The following is a 16885-nucleotide window of genomic DNA, read 5'->3' on the forward strand; positions in this document are numbered from 1 at the left end:
CCGGGTCCCGGGACCGGATAACCGCCCCGGAACCGGACGGCAACAGGACGCCAGCGATTATTTTATTCGTTCACGTTTTGCTGTTTGCATAAAACACAGCAAAGGTACCGGCAGCGTGACCAGCAGCAGGATCCATACCAGGGTATACACAGCATCCACACCATCATTCTGCAGATTAGTATAGAGTTTTACCGGCATTCCCTGCGGGAAATAGGCAAAAATCATCACGATACCAAACTCCCCCACCGCCCTGACCCAGGCCAGCGCAACCGCCGATGCCAGCCCTGAAGCCGATAACGGCAAAACCAGAAGCCGGAAGCGCTGAAATGGCCCGGCCCCCAGGGTTCTGCCGGCTTCCAGAATCGCGGCCGGTACGGCCGAGAAAGCCGAACGAGCAGTGACAATAAAATAAGGTAAACCGCCATAAATCTGCGCCAGTAAAAATGCCAGCGGGTTATTCACCAGTGTCACCCCCACTGCCGCCAGCCATTGGCCCGGCAAACTGTAAGGCCCCAGGGCAGAGATCAGTAATATCCCCATGGCCAGGGGCGGGGTCATCAGTGGCAGTAACACCAGCAACTCCGCGATACGGCGGATCCCCCCGCCACGGACCGATGTTGCCAGCCACCAGGCGAGAGGTAAGCCGATGATCACAATCAGCAATAATGCCAGTAAGCCGTAGCCTATCGAGACCATGACGGCATGACTGTCGCCATAGGCGAGACTAAAGTGTCTCCAGGGGGTGATCCCCAGTAAGGTTGCAAACGGCAATGCCAGCAAAAACAGCGCCGGCAAAGCCAGCACCGGTAGCAGTGACAACCGCGGGGTCAGTAATTTCATGGATCAGATCAGTAAAGGGCATTGCCTTTCGGACTGGCGTAACCGTTGGCTTGCAATAATTTCTGCCCCTGCGCGGATAGCATGAAATCGACAAATTTCTGTCCCTGAGCCACACCGTCCGGCGCATTCTTCAGTACCGCCGCGTAATAGACCAGAGGCTGAGTGTGCAGCACTTTATCCTGCCCTTTGCTGTCTTTGATGGTGAAGCTGACATTGTCATACCACTGCTTCGCCATTTGCGGATTACTGAGGTTAATTTCGTCCGGGAGTTTGACATAAGGGAGTCGGGCGGAAATCACTTCGCTCTCATATCCGGCAGCCGCATCCACCTGACCACTGTCCAGACGCGTCAGTAAACCGCCTTCAAGGTTCACCTGACGGGGATTCTGTACCGAACCCATCACCTGATCCGCAATGCCTGGCTTCTGATAATATTTTTCAGCCAGTAACAGGGTAAAGACGATATTCTGCCCTTTCGGATCCAGATAAGGATCGGTACGGCCAAACTGCAGTCCCGGCGTCGCCAGTACATTTAACCAGCTTCCGTCCTGTTTCTTATTCGCGGCGGCAAACTCAGCGGCATATTTACCTTTAGGGCTATAGGCAATGACCATACTGGTACTGGCGACCGGGACGGCATTATCGATCAGACCGGCATCCTTCAGTATCTGCATCGGGCCCGGGGTAATGGAGACAAAGACATCGGCGGTGATTTTATGGCTGGCCAGTAAGCGGGCCATCCCGTAAGCCCCCTGACCTTGTCCCTGATATTCACCTTTCTGCTGCTGTGCAAAGGCCGGCCCCAGGGCCTGGTCCATCACTTTCCCCATCGAGCCGGCGTAAGTGACACGGATATTTTCCGAGGCCAGTGCAGGAAGACTGACCGACATAATAACGGCTAACGAACAGATTAATTTACCCTTAGACATCCTTTTTTCCTTCCGTTATATAATTAATTACATAGCGATTATCGGGAGGTTTTTCCGGAAATACAATCTGTTTATGCTTAATAATCGAACAGTGCGACAGAATTTTATTCCGGGTCAATGTGTACTGCTGATATGTTTCCCTGTCAGCAGTGGCGCCTCTGAAACCGGCTGTTCAAGTTCTTTCAGAATACCGCAATCCCGGGTAGGCAAATTATCATGGCAAAACGCCTGTAACTCACTTAACTGCTTTTCCAGTTCCACCAGCTCGGTAATTCTCGCCTGCACATGCGAGCGATGTTCATCAATTAACTGATTAATCACTTCACACCCGGCTTCAGGCTGACTACGGGCCTGCAACAGGCGCTTAATTTCATCCTGTGCCATATCCAGCGCGCGGCAGCGCCGGATAAACATCAGCGTTTCCAGATGCCGGTGCGTGTAGTCACGGTAATTATTGGCCTGATCCCGAAGAGCCTCAGGTAGTAGCCCTTCCCGCTCATAGTAACGAATGGTTGCGACACTGCATAACGACTGTCTGGCAAGCTCACCAATCCTCATTTTTTTTCCTCCACCTCTTGACCCTATACTGGCTTCAGGGTTTTTACTGTCATTACCAGGTTACACCCGATGGGATGAAAAATGAACAACATGAATAAAAATAACAGGACATCGTCTGCTTCTGATACCTTACAGACCCCCAAAAAAATACCGTCAATTCAGCGTATCGTCCCTGAACCGGCGGAACATCAGCATAACGGCGGTCATTGCTGCCAGACCGCTGAACCCGTTTTAACACCGCTCCCGGCGAGCGTAACGCGTGCCGAAGGCCAGGTAACGGCGATACGGATTATGCAGATGGACTGTCCGGTCGAAGAAAATCTGATCACCGGTAAGCTCACCGGAATGGCTGGCGTGACAGACCTGCAATTTGATCTGATCGAGCGGATTTTGACGGTCACACATCACCCTGATGCACTGGCCCCGGTACTGCAGGCTATTCGCTCGCTGGGTTTTGAGCCTGAACTGCCTGACAACACCGCAACACAGGCTCCGCGTCCTGCGACTCAGGTGAATTACTGGCCCCTCATTATTGCTGCCGTGCTGGCATTCGGTGCGGAAATTCTGCACTGGTTCCGGTTTCCGGACGGATTGCAGGCGACTTTCGCTATTATTGCCGTGCTACTTTCCGGCCTGAAGACCTACAAAAAAGGCTGGATTGCCGTTAAAAACCTGAACCTTAATATCAATGCGCTGATGAGTGTGGCAGTCACCGGGGCCATCTTACTCCGCCAGTGGCCGGAGGCCGCGATGGTCATGGTGCTGTTCAATATTGCCGAATTAATCGAAGCAAAAGCACTCGATAAAGCCAGAAATGCGATTGATACCTTACTCCGGCTGGCGCCTGAGTGGATGAATGTGCAGCAGCCTGACGGCAGCTGGCAGCAAATGCAGCCCGGAGAGGTGCCGCTATCAGCCATTGTACGGGTAAAACCGGGTGAGAAAATCGGTCTTGACGGTATTATTATCAGCGGACACTCGACGATTAATCAGTCAGCGATCACCGGAGAAAGTCTGCCGGCAGAAAAGAAACCCGATGACGCCGTCTTTGCCGGCACATTAAATGAGTCCGGAAGTTTTGACTACAAAGTGACCTCAACGGTCAAAGAAACCACTCTCGCACGGATCATCCGCTCAGTGGAATCGGCCCGTGCCAGCAAAGCCCCGACCCAGCGTTTTGTCGATCAGTTTGCCCGGATCTATACCCCGGTAATTTTCCTGCTGGCCATCGTCTTTGCCATCATCCCGCCACTGCTCTTTGCGCAATCCTGGTCTGTCTGGATCTACAATGCGCTGGTGATGCTGGTGATTGCCTGCCCTTGTGTTCTGGTGATCTCGACGCCTGTGACACTGGTCAGTAGCCTCACCGCGGCCGCGCGTCAGGGGATACTGATCAAAGGTGGTATGTATATCGAACAGGGACGTAAGCTGAAATGGCTGGCACTGGATAAAACCGGTACGCTGACGCACGGTCAGCCGGAAGTCACGGATGTGTTAAATTGCGGAGCCCCGGACCCAGCCCGGGCCATCAGGCTGGCCGGGAGCCTGTCCGGATTTTCTGACCACCCGATGTCAGAAGCCCTGGTACGTTACAGTAATCACGAGTCACGGTTACCGGTAGAGGCCTTTGCAGCGATTACCGGGCAGGGAATTACCGGCCTGATTGATGGGCAGAAGCACTGGCTGGGAAATCGCCGGCTACTGACGACTCAGGGGATCGATATCACCGATAATGACAAGCGTTATGAAGCCCTGGAACGTCAGGGAAAAACCCTGGTCTTTTTAGGCAGTCAGGCCGGACTATTAGCCGTTTTTGCTCTGGCAGATACGGTGAAAGAGAGCAGCCGCCAGGCGATTGCTGAACTGCATCAGCTGGGCGTCAAAACCCTGTTATTGTCCGGGGACAATGCCTTTGCCGTGGAGGAAATAGCCCGCCAGGTCGGTATTGATCATGCCCGTTCAGAACAGTTACCAGAGGATAAATTACAGGCGATTGAAGATTATAGCCGGAAAGGCGTCACCGGAATGGCGGGTGACGGCATCAATGACACCCCGGCACTGGCCCGGGCCGATATCGGTTTTGCCATGGGGATGGCCGGCACCGATACCGCCATCGAAACGGCTGATGTGGCATTAATGGATGATGATTTACGAAAAATCCCTGCGTTTGTCCGGTTGTCTCAGCGAACCGGGCGCATCCTGACCCAGAACATTTCACTGGCGCTGATAATCAAACTGGTCTTTCTGATCATGACCCTGTGCGGATCAGGAACCTTGTGGATGGCCGTCTTTGCGGATGTCGGTGCCAGTCTGCTGGTGGTCGCTAACGGATTACGCATACTTCGCGGGACTGAGGAGAAAAAAGCGTGAAATCAGTGACGGGCCGTTAAGCAGAGTACGCGGGGTATCGCCTGCTACCGTGCAGGCCATATCCGGCTGAAGAGATTCAGGAATGACAGACAACAAAAAGGGCCACGTTATAAATAACATGGCCCTGCAATAGTGGCGGAACGGACGGGACTCGAACCCGCGACCCCCTGCGTGACAGGCAGGTATTCTAACCAACTGAACTACCGCTCCGCTTCATTCCCCGTCGGGAACGAGGCGAATATTAATGGCCTTCATCCATGCCGTCAATGGTTTTTATGCTACCACTGAATCGTTTGCCGATTTTTTAATCTCAAGGCTGTTTTATCAACAATTCCATACGGTTAAATACGCCACAAACAACTGCCGCCTTTCTTCATCACTAAATCCAGTCGCGCTTCATGGGCACTGATCTCATCCTCACTGGCACGCACGACACGTAATCCTCCGGCATTACGCACCTCACGATGAATAATCCCCCCGTCACTCTGCTCTGAATGATCATTCTCACTGCTGAAGGTCAGTGATGTCTGCCCGCCAGTCATTGCCAGGAAAACATCGGAGAGAATTTCGGCATCGAGCAATGCGCCGTGCAACGTTCGCTTGGTGTTATCTATATCGTAGCGGGAACATAACGCATCCAGGCTGTTTCTTTTTCCCGGAAACATTTTTCGTGCCATTAACAGGCTATCGGTGATCTCACAAAATGTTTCCGTTTTGGCAAGACCCCGGTTGAGCTTTTCAAACTCATAATCCATAAAGCCGATATCAAACGAGGCATTATGGATCACAAGTTCTGCGCCACGGATGTAGTCAAGGAACTCATCCGCAACCTGAGAAAACTCCGGTTTATCCAGCAAAAACTCGTCTGAGATCCCGTGGACCCCGAAAGCTTCCGGATCCACCAGCCGATCCGGTTTCAGATAAACATGGAAGTTATTCCCCGTCAGACGACGGTTGATCACTTCCACCGCACCAATCTCAATGATGCGGTGACCTTCATAGTGAACCCCCACCATATTCATACCGGTGGTTTCTGTATCAAGGACGATTTGGCGGTTTTTTACTGTGCTCATAGGGCCCGTTTATGTCAGACTTGGATTTTTGACTACAGGAAGTCTACCAGAGATGCGCAAACAGGTAGAAATTTTCACCGACGGTTCTTGTCTCGGCAACCCGGGCCCCGGCGGATACGGTGCCATTTTACGGTACGGAAACCACGAAAAAGAGTTCAGTGAAGGCTACCGGCTGACCACGAATAACCGGATGGAGTTGATGGCGGCCATCGTGGCTCTGGAAGCACTGAAACAGCCCTGTGAAGTGACGCTCAGTACTGACAGTCAGTATGTGCGCCAGGGGATCACCCAGTGGATATTCAACTGGAAAAAGCGCGGATGGAAAACAGCGGATAAAAAACCGGTCAAAAATGTCGACCTCTGGCAGCGGCTGGACCTCGCCCTGCAATCCCATACCATTGACTGGCAATGGGTAAAAGGACATGCCGGACATCCCGAAAACGAACGCTGTGATGTCCTTGCCCGCGATGCCGCCGGTTCACCGACTCAGGAAGACACCGGCTATTTATCGGCATCCTGAGGTTTAACTTCCGAACATTGCCGGGTCACGTTGACAGCAGTACGGAGTCTGTGTCTCCCTGCCGGCAATGCACTCCGGTTAGGCGTCAGCGGATAGGTCCGTTTCCGGGCAATCAGCAAATTCATACACCCCAGTACCGGAAGATGTGCCGTCATAATTTTACCGCCATTGCGGCACCAGGGCACCACCTGGAAACTTTTTCTACAGATAATTTCGTAATTCAGAATACTGAGCCAGTCTATCATCCGCCCCTGGCTGAACATTCTGCCACTCCAGGGCAGGCGACGATGCAGCCAGGGCAGCAGTTTCCCTGCCCCCAGCAGGCTGTAGGGATTAAAGCCGGTCAGTATTATCCAGCCATCGTCAATCAATACCCTGTCGGCTTCCCGCAGAACCTGATGAGGGTCCTGGCTCCAGCTCAGGGAATGCGCCAGAAAACAGACATCAATAGATTTGCTCAAAAACGGTAGCCGCATCTCATTACCGGCGACACCGCCGGGCACCCCGTCAGGGCTCACCGTAAACTGATGACTGACCGGGCACTCTTCGGTATCAATCGCCGCACTCAGAGCCCCTATTTTCAGTAAATGGAAACCATAGAATTTGCTGAGATAAGGCTGAAGGTGCTGATGCAAGGCCTCACGATAGAAATCCCCCCAGGGGATTTCTTCCCAGTGGTCAGGGGCCTTCAGAATTTGTCGTGTCTTAGCTGGCTTCATGTTTTACCATCATCAGAACGTTCAGTATAACCGGAGGTGTTTTATGGCTAGTCGCCCTTTGAATCTTACCAGCATTCCGGCACTGCAGGATAACTACATCTGGGTGCTTAATAATGATCAGGACGAATGCATTATAGTTGATCCCGGAGAAGCCAGACCGGTGATTGACACTATAGCAGCAAACCACTGGCAGCCGGTGGCCATTTTACTGACCCATCATCACGGTGACCATGTGGATGGTGTGAGAGAGCTCACGGCGAAATGGCCCGGATTACCGGTCTACGGCCCTGCCGAAACCCTGAATAAAGGTACGACACAGGAAGTTAAAGACGGTACGGTCATCACAATTTCCGGCATTGAATTCACTGTCATCGCCACCCCCGGACACACCCTGGGACACGTCTCTTACTACAGTAATCCTTATCTTTTCTGTGGAGATACTTTGTTTTCAGGCGGATGCGGAAGGTTATTTGAAGGAACTGCAAAGCAAATGGATGAGTCATTTCATAGACTTAATCAGCTCCCTGCAGACACTCTGATTTGCTGTGCACATGAATATACTTTATCAAACATGGCGTTTGCCCGGGCCGTACTGCCACAAAACCCGCACATCCTCTCTTATTACCATAAAATTAAGCAGTTACGTGACAAAAATCAGATAACTCTTCCGTCAGTTCTCGAAAAAGAACGGGAGATCAATGTTTTTTTGAAAACGCATGACATTGATTTACAAAGAAATATATTACCTGACTTAAATTTACCGGAGTCCTGGCAGGTTTTTGAGGCATTGCGGCGTAAGAAAGACAGCTTTTAATTTTTTTGATTGTTTTGTGTGGCTCTGTACCGTATCATTGCTCGACTTTTAATCTACTACCAACGATGACATATACATGAAGGCTAAAGCGATACTTTTCGCCTCAGTCTTGCTGGCAGGATGTCAGGCATCAGGGAAAGATGCAGATATACCCGTTCAGCATGCACAGAGTCTGTCTTCAGCTAGTCAGGGAGAAAATGGGCAGTACGGAGAAAGAATGTTGTCGCCGCGATGGCAGGATGATGGAACTAACGTCGCACAAAACAGCAATCTCTGGACGACCATTAGTGACGAGCTGACGATGGGGATCCCGGATAACTCCCGGGTCCGTGAACAAAGAAGTAAATATCTGAGTAACAAGAGCTATCTCCACGATGTAACTTTACGGGCTGAACCGTATATGTACTGGATAGTCGGGCAAATACAGAAACGCAAAATGCCGATGGAACTGGTACTGCTACCCATAGTGGAGAGCGCTTTTAACCCGCATGCAACTTCATCATCATCCAATGCTGCAGGGCTCTGGCAGATTGTAGGAAGCACTGGGAAAAATTACGGACTGAAACAAAACCAGTGGTATGACGGGCGCAGAGATGTGGTTGCCTCTACCCGCGTCGCGCTGGATATGTTGCAACGTCTGAACAAGATGTTTAACGGAGACTGGTTACTGACCGTTGCTGCTTATAACAGCGGGGAAGGGACCGTTCTGAAAGCCATTAAACAGAATAAAGCTCGCGGGAAGCCGACGGATTTCTGGCATTTATCTCTGCCGAAAGAGACCGCGGTTTATATCCCTAAGATGCTGGCATTAAGCGAGATACTGAAGAACAGCAAACGCTACGGCGTCAGGTTACCGCAGGCGAACGAAAACCGGGCCCTTGCCCGGGTCGAAGTTGGCCAGCAAATCCGGCTGACGCAGGCCGCTGAAATGGCCGGGATTTCTGTATCAACGCTGAAAAGTTTCAATGCCGGTTATAAGCAGGGAACCACTGCCCCGCAGGGCCCGCAGTACATCATGGTACCGAAGTCCCATGTGGAGCAGCTGAAAAACTCGCTGGCTGCCTCGGATATTCAGGCGATACAGCCTGAACTGATGGCCAGTAATGCCCCGACCACATCTGGCAGTTATAAAGTGCGTCGTGGAGACACCCTGTCGGGTGTAGCAGCAAAAAATGGCCTTAGCGTAGCGGCATTGAGATCGTTCAATAATCTGCGCACTGCCGGGCTAAAAGCCGGCCAGATACTGAAACTGAGCCCACGGACTACGGGCACAGTCAGTCAACTGGCGGATAATGGAAACAGCATCACCTACCAGGTTCGTAAGGGTGATTCTCTTTCCAGCATCGCTGCGAGACACGGTGTTAACATCAAAGATGTTATGCGCTGGAATGCGCTTTTATCTGATGAGCGGTCAATCCGGCCCGGTGATAAATTGACGCTGTTTGTAAACAATAGCTGATAGTGCACCGCAGATAAAAAAGGGCTGACCTTGAGGGGCAGCCCTTTTTTTATGCGCTTGTGATAAGTCCTGATAATGGGTCGACAGTTTGCTGACAGTAAACGCCTGATGAGCCTCATCAGGCGTTTGTGTATGCAGGCGGCGGTTATGGACTGGTGGCTAAAGAGAGATTGCCACGGATTCAGAATGAAAACTCCGCCAGTAACGGGTTGTGATCGGAGGCTGTGGTCTCCAGCACGCTGGCCTGCTTCACTTCCATATTACGGTAGAAAATAAAATCCAGCGGGCGTCCGAACGCTTTGCGCCGGTGATCCTGCGGAAACAACACTTCCCGTAACCGTTGCTGACGCATAAACTGATACAGCACATGGATACGCTGACGGCTCCAGGCATTAAAATCGCCAGCCATCAGTACCGGTCCGTTATGGTGACGGATATGCTCACCGATAGCCTCAAGTTGTTTGCGATAAACATCAATTCCGAGACTAAAGTTAACCGCATGAATATTCACCACCAGTAAAAACCGGCTGTCAGGCATCGGGTAAACAGTCACCAGTGCTGACTTTGCCAGCCGCAGAAGCGGCTCTCGTTCTCTCAGAGGGCAGCAATAAATCGCCGGAGAGGAAGACAATGTCATTACGCCGGAGGGGTGCTGAGGAAGAACAAAGGCCGGCACCTGGTCTGCAGCAATATAATGCCGGGTGGCGAATGAAACCAGTTCAGGTGTCGTCTGAGCTTCCTGTAATAACACCAGATGGCTGCCTTTACCAAACCCCTGCAGGACTGAACGCCAGTCAGCTCTTTGCTGTTTGAAAATATTCCAGACCAGAACTTTTAAGGTGCTGTAATCAGGTAACTCCGTTCCGCCAGGTAAGGTATGGGACGCGGGAAGGCGCAGTTCAGGAGGAAAAACCCTCTCTGCAGGCTGTCCTGCCACATAACGCATTGCGTAGGTTTTTTTTCGCACCCTCTTCTCTTTTGCTCCGGGAGACATCATCTCTCCATAATAATACTCTTCGTCAGTTGAAGACAGCGACATTCGGTATCTTCAGTTCTTTTTAACTCTTTTTACAGTTAATCATTTCCGATACTCAGCCCCCTCTTTTCGCCGCAAAAACGTGGCAGATATCGGCATTCTTCCTGCCCTGACGTCTGAGTGATCGGGTTATTCCCCCCGGATAATTGGCGGATATCACGCCAGCCTCTGACAAATTTACGATGAAATAAGCGGTTCACTGTGGCGGAAGCAACGAACATCGGGAGATCACTGAGTAAAATTACCGTTAATAAAATCGTAACCTATTGCTCCCGGCTTATATTTATTTTTGATATAAACTTTTCTATAAAAGTACTATTTTGGTTATATCTAAAGTGACTAACAATGACTGTTTTGTTATTTCTCCGCCAGTGGTTTCCGACTTAGCATCAGGCTTTTATAAGGGGAACCAGGATGAATAAAACAGTAAAATATACTTTCGCTCTCAGTACGTTAGTACTGTCATTATCTGCGCAAGCCGAAAATATTGTCATCGGCTATCAGACCGGGGTTGATCCTTCTAAAGTTCCCCAGGCAGCGGGCACTTACCAGAAAGAAATCGGCCAGCCTCTGGAATGGAGACGTTTTGACAGTGGTCCGGGCGTGGTAGCGGCGCTGGTATCGGGCGCGATACAAATCGGTGATTTAGGGTCCAGCCCCTTCGCTGCAGCCGCATCACGAGGAGCCCCGATTGTGGCGTTTCTGGTCGCCGATCAGATTCAGTCATCCGAAGCACTGGTTGTCCGCAATGGCAGTGGCATCCGGAGCTTTGCCGACCTGAAAGGCAAAACTATCGCCACCCCTTTCGTTTCCACATCACATTTTAGTCTGCTGGGTGCTCTTCAGCATTGGGGGCTTTCCGAAAAACAGGTCAATATCGTCAATCTTCAGCCGCTGGAAATTGCCGCAGCCTGGAAGCGCGGCGATATAGACGGGGCGTTTGTCTGGTCACCGGCATTAAGTGAAATTGAAAAAACAGGGACGGTACTGACCGATGCGGCTCAGGTGGGTAAGTGGGGACATCCGACATTTGAAGTCTGGGTTGCCCGCAAAGATTTTGCCGAAAAACACCCGGAAGTCCTGAAGAAATTCGCGGCTGTCTCACTGGCAAGTTTCGATGACTACCGTCAGCATCCGGAAAAATGGAATGCCGGGTCGGCGAATGCGGCGGCGACGGCACGACTGGTAGGCGTTAATGCTGCGGATGTCCCCGCCCTGATCTCTGGTAACCGTTACCCGGATGCCAGTGAACAGGTGAGCCCTGAATTCCTTGGCGGCGGTACGGTAAAGGCGACCGCAGAAACCGCTCAGTTCCTGTATCAGCAGAAACGTATCTCCGGAGTGCTTCCTGACTACAGTCCGTATGTCAGCAGTCAGTATATTCCCGAATCTCGCTAACAGGGGGGAGCTATGAGCCGGTTAACTGCACAGAATATCAGCCTGGGGTATCCGAAGGGACGTACCTTCCGGCCAATCATCGAAGATTTTTCATTAACCCTCGAACAGGGAAAGATAACCGTCCTGCTCGGATCTTCCGGCTGCGGTAAATCGACCATTCTTAATATTCTTGCAGGCTTCAAAGCCCCTGATCACGGAGAAATAACACTGGACGGACAGCGCCTCACTGCACCTTCAGGACAGCGGGCCGTCGTTTTTCAGGACGATGCGCTGATGCCCTGGCTGAATGCCATTGATAATGTCGCCCTCGGGCTGCGTATCCGGGGTGTCAGTAAAGCCGAAAGGCGGCAACAGGCACAGCATTATCTGCGACTGGTCGGCCTGGCTGATTATGCACAGCACGCTATCCATGAACTTTCCGGCGGACAACGTCAGCGACTGGGACTTGCACGGGTTCTGGCCATACAGCCGGAATTCATTCTACTGGATGAACCCTTCGGTGCTCTCGATGCGCTGACCCGCGAAAAGATGCAACGCTTGCTGCTGCAAATATGGAAAGAAACCGGCGTCGGTATTTTGTTAATTACCCACAGCGTCGATGAAGGCCTGTTACTGGCAAGTTCGTTATATGTCCTCAAAGGCCCCCCGCTGGATATCATTGGCCGCTTTTCACCGGAATTTTCACGGCGCTTCGGTCAGGAAGAAAAAGTGAAATCATTAAAAACTGACCCGCTGTTCGCGGAGCAACGCCAGAAAATACTTGAGCTGTTACTGGAGGAAGACGATGACTCACCGGGACGTTGATCAGTTGACCACACCTGTTGTGATCAGGAAAAAAAACGCCGGCATCAGACTGTCGGATCACCCCTATCTCATTTCATGGATGAGCCTCGCTATCGTCGGTCTGTTCTGGTGGATTGCCCCTTATGCCGGATGGCTTAACCCGTTATTTTTCCCGACGCTCCCGCAGCTTGTGCGGGCCTTTGATACCTTATGGCATCAGGGGTATCTGGATATGACGCTGGGTCAGCACATCGAAGCCAGTCTGTTCCGGATAGTGACAGCACTGTTTTTTGCGGTGATCACCGCGGTTCCGCTGGGTATCCTGATGGGACTTAACAAAATTACCAAAGCCGTTGTGGATCCTTTCCTCGATTTTTATCGTCCTATTCCGCCACTGGCGTATCTGCCCCTGATCGTTATCTGGTTCGGTATCGGAGAAGTTTCAAAAATCCTGCTGATTTACCTGTCAATTTTTGCCCCGCTGGTTATCTCCGCTTCTGAAGCTGTGCGTCGCGTGGATCAGAACCGGATTCAGGTCGTCCGTTGCCTGGGGGCAACTAATACGCAGGTGATCCGGTTAGTGATTTTACCCGCGATCCTGCCCGATCTTTTGACCGGATTGAGGATCGCACTCGGGGTCGGCTGGTCAACACTGGTCGCCGCAGAGCTGATTGCGGCCAACCGTGGTTTAGGCTTTATGGTGGAGTCAGCGGCCCAGTATCTTTCTACGGAAATCGTGGTAGCCGGAATTATTCTGATTGCCGCGATCGCGTTGATCATTGAATTCGGCTTACGCCAATTACAGAAACACTTTGTCAGCTGGAGTGTACAAGATGCCAGAGGTTAAACGTATTGCAAGTGCCCTTGGCGCGGAAGTTTCAGGCATCAATTTATGCCAGCCCCTCCAGCCCGGGGAAGTCCGTGAGCTGAGAGCGTTATTGAACCGGCATCAGGTACTCTTCTTTCGTCAGCAGCCGGTAACGCCGCAGCAGCAATGCCAACTGGCGTATAATTTTGGTGATCTGCATATCCATCCCATCTATCCGGCCACCCGGGAACAACCTGAAATCATGGTTCTGGACACTGACCTGAATGATTTACGTGATAATGCACTCTGGCATACAGATGTCACCTTTATTGAAACTCCGCCAATGGCTTCTGTACTCAGCGCACGGCAGGTGCCCGCCTTTGGTGGTGATACGCTGTGGGCCAGTTGCAGTGCCGCATATGATGCTCTGTCAGCCCCGCTACAGGCGTTACTCGAACCGCTTCATGCTGAGCATGATATCAGCCTGTCATTTCCTGCCAGCCGGTTTGCGGCAACGCCTGAAGATGCGGCACGTTTTGCTCAGGCCAGCCGTGATCATCCGCCGGTGATCCATCCGGTGATCCGGGTACATCCTGAAACAGGCAGAAAAGGCCTGTTTGTCTCCGCAGGCTTTACCCGGAAAATCGTCGAACTGGAGGCTCAGGAAAGCCGCGCGCTGTTAGATTTTTTATTTACTCAGAGCACACGGCCTGAGTTTTGTGTTCGCTGGCACTGGCAAAAAGATGACCTGGTTATCTGGGATAACCGGATAACACAACATTATGCCTGTGATGATTACCGGCCTCAGCGCCGGGTAATGCATCGGGCGACCATCCTCGGCGATCGTCCGGCGGGGCCTTTAAATTAAATGGTCAGGGGCTGAAGAATAGCATCAATTTTTTCAGTCCCGGATTTGCCAGTAATATTCATCCGGCCATATTCAGCACACGTCAAATATCCCAATTATTTTACTGAAGTTATTCCGGTCGTTGTCAGAATTCATTCCCCGGGGATAGAGGCCCGGTAACCGGCAGACTTGTTATTGTTTACCCGACTGAACACCAAAATATCACGCTCCCGGAAAACCAGTTTTATCTATCGATATAATCAACTTAATCAGACTAATCATCTGAAATTTTATAATAAATGTGATGCTTGTCATAAAAAAATGACAATACCCTGATCTGCTGTTATAGGTTTATAACCTGTGATCTTATTTTTATATAAGGAGGCTTCCCGGACTTCCCTTTCCCAATGAATACCTAAATGATTCCCAGCCTGTGTTCATCACTTTAATTATTGCCAGGTTAATTCTCATAATAATCAACAATAAATAAGGTAATTATGACTCAACCATCGCCTCAGGATACAAAGACCACCTCAGAAAAACAGACTTCAGATATTACACCGGCAACACCTTCTGATGAAGTGACTACCTCATTTCTCAGTGCGAGTGCTTTTCTGCTTACCGCGTCGGGTATTGCGGCTATCGCCGGCTTTCTCTATGGCTATGATACCGGGATTATTTCCGGTGCATTACTGCAAATAACCCATGACTTCTCACTTTCCAGTCATGCTCAGGAATGGGTAACCAGTGCCATTCTGGTGGGTGCAGTCATCGGAGCACTTGTCTGCGGTAAGCTCTCCGGACTTATTGGCCGGCGCTATACCGTGATGACCGTTGCCGCTATCTTTGCCATTGGCGTTATCGCCTCAGGCCTTTCAGGCTCAGCCATTAGTTTAGCCATTGCCCGTATTGTTCTCGGCTTTGCTGTGGGCGGAGCCTCGCAGATTGTTCCGGTGTATATTGCCGAACTGGCTCCTCCGGAAAAACGCGGCCGCCTTGTGACCTTTTTTAATATTTCTATTGGTGCCGGGATACTGACCGCGGGACTCGTCGGTGCATTCCTGCAGGATATCTGGTCCTGGCGGATTATGTTTTCCGTCGCGGCTATCCCCGCACTGATCCTGCTATTGGGTATGCTGCCCCTGCCGGAAAGCCCACGCTGGCTGGTTGGCCAGAAGCGTATCAAAGAAGCCCGTGTCGCGTTAAATATGGTCAGGGAAACAGACCGTGAAGTCAGGCATGAATTAAGAAATATCCAAAAAGTGCACGATAAAGCAGAACGGAAATCAGTGGCGAGCTGGAAGGATCTTAAGCAGCCCTGGCTGCGTCCGGCTCTGCTCGCAGGTCTGGGAGTCGCTGCTTTTACCCAGCTCTCAGGGATAGAGATGATGATTTACTATACGCCGACCTTTCTGACCGATGCAGGATTCAGCCGCGGAACCGCTCTGCATTCTGCGCTCGGGGTTGCCGTCATCTATCTCCTGCTCACCATCACCGGTAAGTTATTAGTGGATCGTATCGGCCGCCGTACACTGACGTTATGGATGATGCCTGGCGCAATCATTAGCCTGCTGCTGTTAGGCGGTGTGTTTGTGATGAACAGTCATGGCGGCCAGTATAGCTGGCTGATTGTCATCTGCCTGTTTGCATTTATGATCTTTAATTCAGGCGGTATACAGGTCATAGGCTGGCTGATCGGGTCTGAAGTGTATCCGATGGGGATCAGGGAGAAAGCGACCAGTCTGCATGCTGCCATACTCTGGGGGTCAAACCTGTTACTGACAGGTACCGCACTTTCACTGGTCAATTTGCTAGGGATTGGTGGTGCTATGTGGTTTTATGCCCTGCTGAATCTGCTGGGATTTCTTTTTATCTACTTCATCGTTCCGGAAACCAAAGGTCGTTCACTGGAAGAGATCGAAGTATCGCTGAAAGAAGGGAAGTTTTACCCTAAAAAGCCGCATAAAGGGGCCTAAACTTCCGCCATTTCTGCTCCCGGGCAACCGGCCCGGGGGCAGCTCCTCGGCCTAAAACCGTTGAACTGTACTCCTCGCGCGGATTGCCGACTGACAGAGATAATTTCTCTCAGGGTATCAATAGCAACCAGGGCAGGTATAGTCGGCCAGCCAGTCGTCAAACGATTCCGGCTACCCATCGGGGTATATGCTGATTATCCTATGCGGACAACACCGGCATACCCCGCTTCCTAAGGATTCTCCCCGGACAACTTTTGCCAGCGTAACGATGCCACCAAATATCAGATGCCCCTGCCGGTACCTTCAGCCGGACAGCCCCTCTCTATTAACTGATGCAGGTGATTTATTATGAAGGATCTCCACGCGCGGCAGGTGAATACTGCTATACAGCAGGATCTTTTCAGGGCCACGCGGAAATAATTGATTTCGAGCGCAGGCACTAAACCTGTGATCGGCGAGAGAAGATCTGAGCAACCGACACTCCGGAATTGCAGGATGGGCGGATAATTTTTGCGGGATAATGGAAATTCAGGACAGGATAAGACTGGTGATCATGACTCTATTCTGCCCATATAACTGAGGGGGTACCTGCCAGAAAAATCAGCGGATAAGGAACTGCGGGGCAGAGGATTGGAAAATATAGATAAGAAAAAAGGCCATGTTAATAAATAACATGGCCTTAAAAGTGTGGCGGAACGGACGGGACTCGAACCCGCGACCCCCTGCGTGACAGGCAGGTATTCTAACCAACTGAA

The 16885-nt window shown here is 51.3% G+C and carries 15 protein-coding genes and 1 tRNA gene; 9 read left to right on the forward strand and 7 right to left on the reverse strand.

Annotated features, from left to right (window positions below; all coding sequences use genetic code 11):
• Positions 1–57: 57 nt before the first annotated feature.
• The 3 genes from ABD035_RS02920 to cadR form a co-directional block, all read right to left on the reverse strand.
• On the reverse strand, positions 58–840 hold the full coding sequence (locus tag ABD035_RS02920) for a molybdate ABC transporter permease subunit (protein WP_212714944.1): 783 nt from the start codon (positions 838–840) through the stop codon (positions 58–60).
• An 8-nt stretch (positions 841–848) separates the two neighbouring features.
• A complete protein-coding gene (locus ABD035_RS02925) occupies positions 849–1730 on the reverse strand; it encodes an extracellular solute-binding protein (RefSeq protein ID WP_425579699.1) in 882 nt (293 codons plus the stop codon).
• Positions 1731–1883: 153 nt separating this feature from the next.
• Positions 1884–2327 carry a Cd(II)/Pb(II)-responsive transcriptional regulator gene (gene cadR / locus ABD035_RS02930; RefSeq protein WP_212714946.1) on the reverse strand — a complete coding sequence of 148 codons (444 nt, stop codon included), beginning with the start codon at positions 2325–2327 and terminating at the stop codon, positions 1884–1886.
• Between the two features lie 90 nt (positions 2328–2417).
• On the opposite strand from cadR, the gene ABD035_RS02935 reads away from it, so the two are divergent.
• On the forward strand, positions 2418–4697 hold the full coding sequence (locus tag ABD035_RS02935; RefSeq protein WP_343867570.1) for a heavy metal translocating P-type ATPase: 2280 nt from the start codon (positions 2418–2420) through the stop codon (positions 4695–4697).
• Positions 4698–4830: 133 nt separating this feature from the next.
• On the opposite strand, the gene ABD035_RS02940 is transcribed toward ABD035_RS02935, so the two are convergent.
• A tRNA-Asp gene (locus tag ABD035_RS02940) sits at positions 4831–4907 on the reverse strand.
• 131 nt (positions 4908–5038) lie between these two features.
• Complete coding sequence (dnaQ, locus tag ABD035_RS02945) at positions 5039–5770, reverse strand: DNA polymerase III subunit epsilon (protein ID WP_212714947.1); 732 nt, start codon at positions 5768–5770, stop codon at positions 5039–5041.
• Between dnaQ and rnhA the strand changes: the two genes are divergently transcribed.
• The gene (gene rnhA / locus ABD035_RS02950) at positions 5724–6290 is read left to right on the forward strand and encodes a ribonuclease HI (RefSeq protein WP_212714948.1); all 567 of its coding nucleotides are present in this window, start codon (positions 5724–5726) and stop codon (positions 6288–6290) included. The genes dnaQ and rnhA overlap by 47 nt on opposite strands.
• Here the strand turns inward: rnhA and ABD035_RS02955 are convergent.
• The gene (locus ABD035_RS02955) at positions 6272–7009 is read right to left on the reverse strand and encodes a methyltransferase domain-containing protein (protein WP_343867573.1); all 738 of its coding nucleotides are present in this window, start codon (positions 7007–7009) and stop codon (positions 6272–6274) included. The genes rnhA and ABD035_RS02955 overlap by 19 nt on opposite strands.
• Positions 7010–7067: 58 nt before the next feature.
• On the opposite strand from ABD035_RS02955, the gene gloB reads away from it, so the two are divergent.
• A complete protein-coding gene (gene gloB, locus ABD035_RS02960; RefSeq protein WP_343867591.1) occupies positions 7068–7823 on the forward strand; it encodes a hydroxyacylglutathione hydrolase in 756 nt (251 codons plus the stop codon).
• Positions 7824–7899: 76 nt separating this feature from the next.
• The gene (gene mltD, locus ABD035_RS02965) at positions 7900–9282 is read left to right on the forward strand and encodes a murein transglycosylase D (protein WP_212714950.1); all 1383 of its coding nucleotides are present in this window, start codon (positions 7900–7902) and stop codon (positions 9280–9282) included.
• Between the two features lie 181 nt (positions 9283–9463).
• On the opposite strand, the gene ABD035_RS02970 is transcribed toward mltD, so the two are convergent.
• A complete protein-coding gene (locus ABD035_RS02970) occupies positions 9464–10249 on the reverse strand; it encodes an endonuclease/exonuclease/phosphatase family protein (RefSeq protein ID WP_212714963.1) in 786 nt (261 codons plus the stop codon).
• Between the two features lie 483 nt (positions 10250–10732).
• Between ABD035_RS02970 and tauA the strand changes: the two genes are divergently transcribed.
• The 5 genes from tauA (at position 10733) to ABD035_RS02995 (ending at position 16130) form a co-directional block, all read left to right on the forward strand.
• Complete coding sequence (gene tauA, locus ABD035_RS02975; protein ID WP_343867575.1) at positions 10733–11716, forward strand: taurine ABC transporter substrate-binding protein; 984 nt, start codon at positions 10733–10735, stop codon at positions 11714–11716.
• Positions 11717–11728: 12 nt separating this feature from the next.
• Positions 11729–12520, forward strand: a complete 792-nt coding sequence (locus ABD035_RS02980; protein WP_212714952.1) for a taurine ABC transporter ATP-binding protein — start codon at positions 11729–11731, stop codon at positions 12518–12520.
• On the forward strand, positions 12501–13346 hold the full coding sequence (locus ABD035_RS02985; protein ID WP_343867578.1) for an ABC transporter permease subunit: 846 nt from the start codon (positions 12501–12503) through the stop codon (positions 13344–13346). The genes ABD035_RS02980 and ABD035_RS02985 overlap by 20 nt, the downstream gene beginning before the upstream one ends.
• Entirely contained in the window at positions 13333–14175 is an 843-nt protein-coding gene (gene tauD / locus ABD035_RS02990; RefSeq protein ID WP_212714954.1) for a taurine dioxygenase, read from the forward strand. Before ABD035_RS02985 ends, tauD begins: the two co-directional genes overlap by 14 nt.
• A 476-nt stretch (positions 14176–14651) precedes the next feature.
• Positions 14652–16130, forward strand: coding sequence for a sugar porter family MFS transporter (locus ABD035_RS02995; protein ID WP_343867581.1), 1479 nt, complete (start codon positions 14652–14654; stop codon positions 16128–16130).
• Positions 16131–16885: the final 755 nt, after the last annotated feature.

The sequence above is a fragment of the Tatumella terrea genome (assembly GCF_039523755.1).
Taxonomy (GTDB): Bacteria; Pseudomonadota; Gammaproteobacteria; order Enterobacterales; family Enterobacteriaceae; genus Tatumella; species Tatumella terrea.

Excerpts from the sequence above, each read along its gene's own strand:
- dnaQ (WP_212714947.1), bottom strand. The coding sequence starts at position 5,770 with ATGAGCACAGTAAAAAACCGCCAAATCGTCCTTGATACAGAAACCACC.
- ABD035_RS02955 (WP_343867573.1), bottom strand. The coding sequence starts at position 7,009 with ATGAAGCCAGCTAAGACACGACAAATTCTGAAGGCCCCTGACCACTGG.
- ABD035_RS02925 (WP_425579699.1), bottom strand. The coding sequence starts at position 1,730 with ATGTCGGTCAGTCTTCCTGCACTGGCCTCGGAAAATATCCGTGTCACT.
- ABD035_RS02920 (WP_212714944.1), bottom strand. The coding sequence starts at position 840 with ATGAAATTACTGACCCCGCGGTTGTCACTGCTACCGGTGCTGGCTTTG.
- ABD035_RS02995 (WP_343867581.1), top strand. The coding sequence starts at position 14,652 with ATGACTCAACCATCGCCTCAGGATACAAAGACCACCTCAGAAAAACAG.
- ABD035_RS02980 (WP_212714952.1), top strand. The coding sequence starts at position 11,729 with ATGAGCCGGTTAACTGCACAGAATATCAGCCTGGGGTATCCGAAGGGA.
- cadR (WP_212714946.1), bottom strand. The coding sequence starts at position 2,327 with ATGAGGATTGGTGAGCTTGCCAGACAGTCGTTATGCAGTGTCGCAACC.
- mltD (WP_212714950.1), top strand. The coding sequence starts at position 7,900 with ATGAAGGCTAAAGCGATACTTTTCGCCTCAGTCTTGCTGGCAGGATGT.
- tauD (WP_212714954.1), top strand. The coding sequence starts at position 13,333 with ATGCCAGAGGTTAAACGTATTGCAAGTGCCCTTGGCGCGGAAGTTTCA.
- ABD035_RS02985 (WP_343867578.1), top strand. The coding sequence starts at position 12,501 with ATGACTCACCGGGACGTTGATCAGTTGACCACACCTGTTGTGATCAGG.
- ABD035_RS02935 (WP_343867570.1), top strand. The coding sequence starts at position 2,418 with ATGAATAAAAATAACAGGACATCGTCTGCTTCTGATACCTTACAGACC.
- tauA (WP_343867575.1), top strand. The coding sequence starts at position 10,733 with ATGAATAAAACAGTAAAATATACTTTCGCTCTCAGTACGTTAGTACTG.